Annotated in this window: 1 pseudogene; it reads left to right on the top strand. The window is 65.2% G+C overall.

The features are described 5' to 3' along the window. A pseudogene (locus HX846_RS37265) lies at positions 1 to 813 on the top strand (hypothetical protein); the annotation flags it as partial.

The following is an 813-nucleotide window of genomic DNA, read 5'->3' as shown; positions in this document are numbered from 1 at the left end:
GCCTCGGCCCAGGCCTTCCTCGGCGACAAGGCCTCGGCGGATGACGCCGCCACCTTGCAGGTGAATTTCAACGAAGCCCTTGGCGACGCCCTGCTCGGCGGCGCCACCACCGACACCCTGAACATCACCCTGGGGGACGGCAAGGGCAACTTCGACGAAGCCAAGGTCACTGCCGCGATCAACGACGCCCAGCAAAAAGATCCAGAGATGTTCGTCACCTCGGATGGCGGCAAGATCGACCCGGCGCAAGTGGTGTCGATGCTGCGTTCGGTATGGGACATCGGGCGCCAGGGCAACAAGATCGCCGACGCACTGCCCAAGGCCATCGAAGGCATGAAGTTCGGCGACGTCAGCCCGGCATTCAAGCAAGGCCTGTTGCACATCGGCAGCGCAGTGCTGATGAGCGGCGTGCTGATGGCCCGTTCGGCCAGCGGCAGCAACACGCCGGTGGCGGACGCGAACCGGGTATCCGCCGGGCTGCAATTTGCCGGGTTGTTGATGGAGGGCGGCACCAAATACGCCAAGGAAGCGGGTTACGGCATCACCTGGGTCAACCGCCCGGATGGCGGCACCATCGGTGACTTCCCCGGCAAGGTGCCGGTGGGCAAGGGTCCGCTGAGTCCGCAGCAAATCGCCAACCTCGGTGCGGCCGGCAAGATCATCGGTTCGGCGGGCGGGATTATCGGCGGTGTGATCGGGGTGATTGGCGGTGTCGACTCGTTGAAAAAAGGCGACTACCTGAGCGGCAGTTTCTCGGTTGCCACCGGCGTGCTGGGTACGGGTGCGGCGGTGGCCGGGTTGGTGGAAGCCGGG

The sequence above is a fragment of the Pseudomonas sp. K5002 genome (assembly GCF_013386655.1).
GTDB lineage: Bacteria > Pseudomonadota > Gammaproteobacteria > Pseudomonadales > Pseudomonadaceae > Aquipseudomonas.
The sequence above is the reverse complement of the archived record's forward strand: the minus strand, read 5'-3'. Positions and strand labels throughout refer to the sequence as shown.